General features: G+C 61.1%; 9 protein-coding genes. All 9 read left to right on the forward strand.

Annotated features, from left to right (window positions below; translation table 11 throughout):
* The first annotated feature begins 72 nt into the window (after positions 1-72).
* The 9 genes from EN925_RS40130 to EN925_RS15685 all read left to right on the forward strand — a co-directional run bounded on the left by EN925_RS40130 (position 73) and on the right by EN925_RS15685 (position 7,321).
* Positions 73-393 (forward strand): hypothetical protein, encoded by a 321-nt coding sequence (locus EN925_RS40130; RefSeq protein WP_206519123.1) that lies wholly within the window; start codon positions 73-75, stop codon positions 391-393.
* Positions 394-785: 392 nt separating this feature from the next.
* Positions 786-1,322: a hypothetical protein gene (locus EN925_RS15650; RefSeq protein ID WP_127367943.1), complete on the forward strand. Its 537-nt coding sequence runs from the start codon at positions 786-788 to the stop codon at positions 1,320-1,322.
* Entirely contained in the window at positions 1,316-2,014 is a 699-nt protein-coding gene (locus EN925_RS15655; protein ID WP_127367944.1) for a CBS domain-containing protein, read from the forward strand. Before EN925_RS15650 ends, EN925_RS15655 begins: the two co-directional genes overlap by 7 nt.
* 33 nt (positions 2,015-2,047) lie before the next feature.
* A complete protein-coding gene (locus tag EN925_RS15660) occupies positions 2,048-2,446 on the forward strand; it encodes a group III truncated hemoglobin (RefSeq protein ID WP_245321852.1) in 399 nt (132 codons plus the stop codon).
* Complete coding sequence (fdxA, locus tag EN925_RS15665; RefSeq protein WP_127367945.1) at positions 2,443-2,781, forward strand: ferredoxin FdxA; 339 nt, start codon at positions 2,443-2,445, stop codon at positions 2,779-2,781. The genes EN925_RS15660 and fdxA overlap by 4 nt, the downstream gene beginning before the upstream one ends.
* Positions 2,782-2,786: 5 nt before the next feature.
* Entirely contained in the window at positions 2,787-4,805 is a 2,019-nt protein-coding gene (locus tag EN925_RS15670; RefSeq protein ID WP_127367946.1) for a hydantoinase/oxoprolinase family protein, read from the forward strand.
* 466 nt (positions 4,806-5,271) lie between these two features.
* A complete protein-coding gene (gene folE, locus EN925_RS15675) occupies positions 5,272-5,940 on the forward strand; it encodes a GTP cyclohydrolase I FolE (RefSeq protein WP_127367952.1) in 669 nt (222 codons plus the stop codon).
* Positions 5,941-5,998: 58 nt separating this feature from the next.
* Positions 5,999-6,679: an RNA polymerase sigma factor gene (locus tag EN925_RS15680; protein ID WP_128336680.1), complete on the forward strand. Its 681-nt coding sequence runs from the start codon at positions 5,999-6,001 to the stop codon at positions 6,677-6,679.
* 117 nt (positions 6,680-6,796) lie between these two features.
* Complete coding sequence (locus EN925_RS15685; protein ID WP_127370509.1) at positions 6,797-7,321, forward strand: DUF4142 domain-containing protein; 525 nt, start codon at positions 6,797-6,799, stop codon at positions 7,319-7,321.
* Positions 7,322-7,346 lie beyond the last annotated feature (25 nt).

The raw sequence follows: 7,346 nt of genomic DNA on the forward strand, positions 1-7,346 counted from the left end.
GGGTAGGGTCCGCGGTTCATTCGTTTGAGCGCCGTTTGCTCGTCCTCGGTGAGATCGTCCCAGATAACCGTCATGAAGGGCTTCCTTCCTCGCGCCTGCGCAGCCAAGCGGGATCTGAACTGCCCAGCAGCGGACTGTGAACGTGGAACCATCGGCTCAGAAGACCTATGGAACGGCGTCCGTTCCGACGATGCCGCCTTCATTTTCCAGGACGCCAATTCGTCTGACTTCGGAGCGGTTGAGTTTCAGGCGAACGCCGACACCGCCGCCGTTTTCCGCGATGAAAACGGCGCCGGCGTTTTCAAGCGCGGTTTGCAGCGTGTCGCAGATATCCTGGTCGGGAAGGTTGATCCGGCGCTCGAATTCCTCGATGACCAACGCATCCACACCTGAATTGCTTGAGAGCTTGTCACGGGTCCATTCGACCAGCGCGCGAGCGGCACGGCATTGAGCACCAGTGATCATCATAATCTCCTGTTACCGCGTTCGGGGCCGAAATCACCGCTTGCTAAGAGCCGGGACAATCGAGGGCGCGATGGCTTCGGCCCATCAGAGATGCATATCGATTCCGAAAAGGGAAGGGCTGTGCCACGCGCTGCAATCGAAATTCTGATGCAAAATAATTGTGCTAAAGCGGCAATAAATTTCGTTTGTCTTGTAGGTAAGGACGAGTGAAGCTCGCGCGTAACGAAATTGACACATTCGGTGCCAGCCAGCAGGTCTAAACGCCACGGGAGTTCTTGGCGTTGTCGCGCGAGGGGCACCTGGGCTCGACGATGACAATAATGGACAGGCTTGAACACGATTTCGGCAGAATACTTTCCGGCAGGGACATCCAGTGTCATGTAGTAGGGCAAATGGTATCTGCCAGCCTCGATGTAGATGGCCGCATTCCAATTGCTCTCGTAGATGGCAGTGCTCTCAAAAGACGGCTCCGAGAGGAACTGCTCCTGCAAGCACAGACCCGGCTGCCGATCACCTATGCAAGACTGGCCGAGAGCATAGTTGGTTCAGACGCAACAGGGGTGATTCGGGATGTGCTCGAACAACTGATGGACGACGATGCGGACGAAGGCCTGCCATTGCTTGCGGCTGTTGCCGTGAAGGCGCTCGAACCCGGTTTGCCCGCTCACTGGTTCTTCCGGAAAGCCGAGGATATGGGGCTGTTCGCTGGCGATCCGACCAATCTGGAAGCCTATGCTTTCCATGCGAGGGAGTTCTATCGCGCGATCCACCTCCATGCTGGCAACGGGCAAGTCTCTGGAACGACCTTGCCGCCGGTTCTGCCGCCCGCAGACAGGTCAAGGAGAACGAAATGCTGACCGCCAAGGACGTCATGACGTCACCTGTTATTGCGATAGGGCCTGACAGTACGGTGGATGAGGTCGGCGATATTCTCCTGTCGTACGGGATCAGCGCCGTGCCGGTGATTGATCGAGGTGCGCTGCTGGGCATCGTCAGTGAAGGAGACCTGATCCGCCGGGCAGAGATCGGTACAGCCCCGCAACATCGTTCCTGGTGGCTTCGGCTTTTCGCCAACAACGCCGCCCTTGCGGAAGGCTATGTCAAGTCTCATTCCGAGCATGTGACCGACGTCATGACAAAGGAGGTTGCGACTGTGGTCGAGAGCACGCCAGTCGTCGAGATCGCAACCCTGCTTGAACACAATCGGATCAAGCGTGTTCCGGTGCTGCGCGACGGACAGATTGTGGGGGTCGTCAGTCGTGCCGATCTGGTGCGGGCGCTGGTCGTCGCCAGGAAACGTTGGCGCGCTCCGGTGTCGCAGGACGACAGCAGCATCAGGCTGGAGATTATTGAAGCCTTGCGATCCGAATCATGGCCCTCGACCGGAAGGTCGGACGTGACCGTGACCAACGGCGTAGTTACGTTCTCGGGAGCTTACCTGTCCGAGCAGGAGCGCAAAGCCACGCTCATCCTGGCTGAAAACACCGCTGGCGTGCGGGCTATCGATGATCACCGCATTCCCCTCGATATGACCTACGGTGTGGTCTGAAGGGCCGGATAAGCGCTGGACCAGAGCATGCCCTTGACACAGACAGCCCCGATTTCCGACGAGCAGATTCGACAACTCGTCGACTCCTTCTACGACAAGATCCGCGCCGACGCGGATCTCAGGCCGATTTTCGAGCGCGTCGTTGCCGGTGATTGCGAAACGCATCTGGCGAAGATGTACGAATTTTGGTCCTCGGTCATCCTGACCAGCGGATTCTACAAGGGAAGTCTCGTCGCGGTCCGCAAGCACATGGGTGGGTTGGAGATCGGTCTGCTCGGCCGGTGCCTCGCCTTGTTTGGCGAAAGTTGCGACGAATTGCTGGACAGGGAGACTGCGGGACTGTGTTGGCTGAAGGCCGCCCATGTCGCCGAAAGTCTGAAGCTGTTATTGTTCTGTCGCCCTGACCGGCCATGGCTGAGAAACGCCTCATGACGTTCGTGGTCACCGACAATTGCATCAGATGCAAATACATGGACTGCGTGGAAGTCTGTCCCGTGGATTGTTTCTATGAAGGCGAGAACATGCTCGTCATCCATCCCGATGAATGCATCGACTGCGGCGTCTGCGAGCCAGAATGCCCGGCGAAAGCCATTTTTCCCGATACCGTGCCTGGTCTCGACGATTGGCTCGCGCTGAACGCCGAGTATGCGTCTGCGTGGCCTAATATTGCGGTCAAGCGTGATCCACCCGCCGACGCCAAGGCGTTCGACGGCGAAGCAAACAAGCTCGCGAAATATTTTTCACCCGAACCCGGGCTAGGCGACTGATCAAGATGAACGCATATACCCACCAGCCGTCGCCCCTGTATCTGGGCGTCGACACCGGCGGCACGTATACCGATGCCGTGCTGTGGTCAGAATCTACAGGCATCGTGGCCAAGGCCAAATCGCTGACCACACGGCACGATCTTGCCGAGGGCATCGCCGGTGCCGTCGACGCTGTTTTATCCGAGGCTGCCATCGAACCCGGCGCGATCAAGCTCGTCTCCATGTCGACCACGCTCGCGACCAACGCCCTCGTCGAAGGGCAGGGCGGACGGGTCGCGCTGGTGATGATCGGTTTCGCCGAAGCCGACCTTGACCGGAACGGATTGTCAAAGGCTCTCGGCTCCGATCCCGTGATCTTTTGTCCGGGCGGACATGACGTCCATGGCGATCCGCGTCCGCTGGTGCTGGACGCTCTCGTGGCCGCGCTGCCGTCTCTCGCCGACACGGTTTCAGGCATCGCCGTGGCCTCCTATTTTGCGGTTCGCAATCCCGAGCATGAGGTCGCGGTACGTGACGTCATTCGCGAGCGTACCGGGCTTCCGGTGACCTGTTCGCATGAGCTGTCGTCTAAACTCGGCGGCCCGCGACGGGCGATGACCACGCTTCTCAACGCCCGGTTGATCTCGATGATTGATCGTCTTGTCGACGCCACCGAAGGCTTTCTGGCAAGACGCGGGATCGTCGCTCCGCTCATGGTCGTGCGCGGCGACGGCGCGCTTATCACCGCAGAATTCGCCCGCGCCCGGCCGATCGAGACCATCCTGTCAGGACCAGCGGCCAGCCTGGTTGGAGCCCGGTACATGACCGGTATTGATGACGGAGTGGTGTCCGACATCGGCGGCACCACCACCGACATCGCCGTTCTGGACGGCGGTCGCCTGCGGCTCGACCCGGAAGGCGCTACCGTCGGCGGAATGCGAACCATGGTGGAAGCCGTCGCCATGCGCACCTTTGGCCTCGGGGGAGATTCGGAAGTCTCGCTCCATGAGCGGTCGCTGACTTCGACGATCGTGCTCGGCCCCCGTCGACTCGTGCCACTGGCGCTCGCCGCGGTGAAGCACGGCGATGCCATCCATAATGGCCTCAAGCGGCAATTGCTCAGCCCCAACACCAGCCGGCTGGACGGCCGCTTCGCGTTGTGCACAGGTGTCCCCGAGCGTCTGGCTGCGGGCCTGACCGTTACCGAGGCGCGGCTCTATGCCCACATTTCGGCAATTCCCGCCGCGCTCGATCGGCTGCTCGTATCGACATCACAGGTCGCAACGCTCAATCGCCTGGTCGCGCGTGGTCTGGTGCATATTGCGGGCTTCACGCCATCCGATGCGGCCCATGTGCTCGGCCGGCAGGGCAACTGGGATCCTGTCGCGGCTCGACTGGGCGCCGAATTGTTCGCACGCAAGCGCGACGGCCAAGGGCATCGTGTCGCCAAAGGAGCGGAAGCATTTTCCGAGATGGTCCTCATCGCCGTCACCCGGCGTTCTGCAGAAGCCATTCTTGAAACAGTCTTTGCCGAGGACGGGCTGGATGGCGGCGTCTCTGTTGCCAATCCGCTGGTTCAGCGTGCCGTTGGCCGACGAGGCGGCATGGCGCAGCTGTCGATCGCACTCGACCGGCCGGTGATCGGCCTCGGCGCTTCGGCATCGCTTCACTACGCGGGGCTGCCGCCGATCCTCGGCAATGCGTGCAAGATCGCCGAACACGCCGACGTCGCCAATGCGCTAGGCGCGGTGGTCGGGCAGGTACGGATGTCAGCGGAAGCCCGCGTCAGCCAGCCGGAGATCGGGCTTTTCCGTCTCAATTCCGGCCTGCGGCTGGACGATTTTGACACCGAGGACGAAGCAATGGCCGCCGCCGAAGCCCACATTCGCGCTCTGGCGGCAGGTCTCGCCGAGCGCGCCGGGACCGATCAGGCTCGGATCGAGATCTCACGGGACATAAGGGTTGCCACAATCGAGGGCGAGCGCAGTTTCGTCGAAGCCATCGTCGTCGCGACAGCCACCGGGCGGCCGCGGATCGCGTCCTGACCCGGATAGGGGCCGCCCTGTGGCCACGGCCGGAACGTTGCGCAGGCTGGAGCCCTTCGCCGATCTGAAGACCGATATAGGCCCTGGTGCAAATGAATACTCCGCACGCCAGCGAGACTTTGCAGTGGGTGCATGTGCCGTCGACCGCCAGCAAATGGTCGCCGACGCGTACCAGGACCACCAGCTGACCGGCGGCATCGGCATTATCGCGATTGCCACGATGAACACACCAACAGCGAGGTCAGGGTCGGTTTCCGCGGGCTGTTTCGATGCCATCTTGGTTCTCCTTCACGATCCTGACGGCGTGCGTCGACCATGCGCCAGACATGAAATTGGATGCAGCGCTTTTCGAAAAGTTCCCGTGGTTCGCCACGGATGGGAACCTTCCTCCTGGGTGTCGTGCCAGTCGGGAACCAATCCTCGCCAGCCGCATCCAATGGTTTCGAGCGTGGAACTGGAGAGACCGATGGACCTGCATTCGCAAATTCTGAACGACACCGAAGATGGCGTGTCGGCCTCCGCCGAAGGAAATTCAGTGGGAGACGGCCAACCCAGAGCAGTCGGCCGCGTCCGGCCGACGCGCTTCGATGCTGAGGCCGCGGTCAGGACGCTGATCTCTTGGGCCGGCGACGATCCGGCCCGACCCGGTCTTATCGATACTCCTGCGCGTGTCATTCGTGCCTATGAAGAGTGGTTTGCCGGCTATCGGCAAGATCCTGTGAGACTGCTCGAACGGACGTTCGATGAAATCGGCGGCTATAACCAGGCGGTCGAACTGCACGACATAGCGTTTCATTCTTTCTGCGAGCACCACATGGCCGCAATCCACGGCAAGGCGTACATCGCCTACATGCCCCTCAACCGCGTGGTGGGCATCTCCAAATTGGCAAGGGTCGTCGAGGCTTGCGCTCGCCGCTTGCAGGTACAGGAGCGGCTCACGGATGATATCGCTTGCGCGATCGAGGATGCCCTGCAGCCGGGTGGAGTGGCCGTCGTGCTTGTGGCCGAGCATGGCTGCATGACATCGCGCGGCGTCCACGCGCACGGCACCCGCATGGTCACCAAACGCATGCTCGGCGTTTTCGAGACGAACATCGATCTGAGGCGCGAATTCCTGTCGTCGATTCCGGTGTGACGAATTTTCAGGAACCTTGTTGTCGAGACCAATCTCTTGAAGGGCAAGGAGACTGCTCATGTCGTACGTTCGGCGAGACGCGACCGAAATCATCGCTGCCTCTGGCGACCTGGAATTGACGCAGCGAGCCCTGGCGCGCGACGGCGCTGCCTTTCGCACCATCATCAAGACGCATAACCAGCGGCTTTACCGCATCGCGCGCGGCGAGGTGCGCAATGACAGCGAGGCCGAGGACATCGTCCAGGAGGCCTATGTCAGGGCCTTTGCCCATCTCGGCAGTTTTCGCGGCGATGCCTCGCTCGGCACGTGGCTGTCGCGCATCGTCATCAACGAAGCGCTCGGCCGGTTGCGTAAAAGATGGCGATCGGTGGCGATGCCCGAGAACCCGCAGGCCGAGATTATCCAGTTTCCCCTCAACCCCAGCGATGATCCGGAGCGGACAATGGCGCAACGGCAAATCCTGGCCCTTGTCGAACGGGCGACCGACAGCCTTCCAGATCTCTACAGGATGGTGTTCGTGGCGCGGGTGATCGAGGGCCTGAGCATTGAAGAGACTTCAGAACTACTCGGCGTGCGGCCCGAAACCGTCAAGACCCGCCTGCATCGCGCTCGCGCCCTGCTGCGCAAGGCGCTGGATGACCAGATCGGGCCGGTGCTGCTCGACGCCTTCCCCTTCGCCGGCCGGCGTTGCGAACGACTGACCAGCGCCGTGATGCGACGGCTCGGGCTGGAAAGCTGAGCCTCAGCGGATTTCAGTTCATTTCAGCGGGAACGTTTGCCGCTGACCAGCATCCAATGACCGTCAACCGAAAAACACTGTCCGGGACGATTTCAGCGTCCTGGCGAAGGAGATGCCATGTCTATCCGACACACTGCTGCGCTCGCCGCCCTGCTGCTGCTCGGCACCGCGCCGTTCGCACAAGCCGCCGACAAGCCGACCGATTCGCAGATCGCCCATATCGCCTACACGGCCGGGGTCATCGACATCGAAGCGGCCAAGCTGGCCATCGACAAATCGAAGAACAAGGAGGTTGTCGATTTCGCCAAGGACATGGTCCGCGATCACGAGGCTGTAAATGTTCAGGCGCTCGACCTGGTCAAGAAGCTCAAGGTCACCCCGGAAGACAACCCCACCAGCAAGGCGCTGACCAAAGCTGCGACGGAGGAGCGGGCCAAGCTCGCCAAACTCCACGGCGCTGCCTTCGACAAGGCCTATGTCGACAATGAGGTCGCCTATCACAAGCAGGTCAACGGCGCGCTCGAAACCCTTTTGATCCCGTCGGCGCAGAATGCCGAGCTGAAAAGCCTGCTGGAAACCGGCTTGAAGATATTCCAGGGCCATGAGCAGCACGCCGAACACGTCGCCGGCATGCTCAAGTAAGGACCGGGAGCATGCAGAACCACCA

The organism is Mesorhizobium sp. M7A.F.Ca.US.006.04.2.1 (assembly GCF_004022915.1).
GTDB lineage: Bacteria > Pseudomonadota > Alphaproteobacteria > Rhizobiales > Rhizobiaceae > Mesorhizobium > Mesorhizobium ciceri.

Bases quoted from the DNA above. Each gene is read 5' to 3' on its own strand.
- EN925_RS40130 (WP_206519123.1), top strand. From the start codon at position 73: ATGAAGGGCTTCCTTCCTCGCGCCTGCGCAGCCAAGCGGGATCTGAAC.
- EN925_RS15650 (WP_127367943.1), top strand. From the start codon at position 786: ATGGACAGGCTTGAACACGATTTCGGCAGAATACTTTCCGGCAGGGAC.
- EN925_RS15655 (WP_127367944.1), top strand. From the start codon at position 1,316: ATGCTGACCGCCAAGGACGTCATGACGTCACCTGTTATTGCGATAGGG.
- fdxA (WP_127367945.1), top strand. From the start codon at position 2,443: ATGACGTTCGTGGTCACCGACAATTGCATCAGATGCAAATACATGGAC.
- EN925_RS15670 (WP_127367946.1), top strand. From the start codon at position 2,787: ATGAACGCATATACCCACCAGCCGTCGCCCCTGTATCTGGGCGTCGAC.
- folE (WP_127367952.1), top strand. From the start codon at position 5,272: ATGGACCTGCATTCGCAAATTCTGAACGACACCGAAGATGGCGTGTCG.
- EN925_RS15680 (WP_128336680.1), top strand. From the start codon at position 5,999: ATGTCGTACGTTCGGCGAGACGCGACCGAAATCATCGCTGCCTCTGGC.
- EN925_RS15685 (WP_127370509.1), top strand. From the start codon at position 6,797: ATGTCTATCCGACACACTGCTGCGCTCGCCGCCCTGCTGCTGCTCGGC.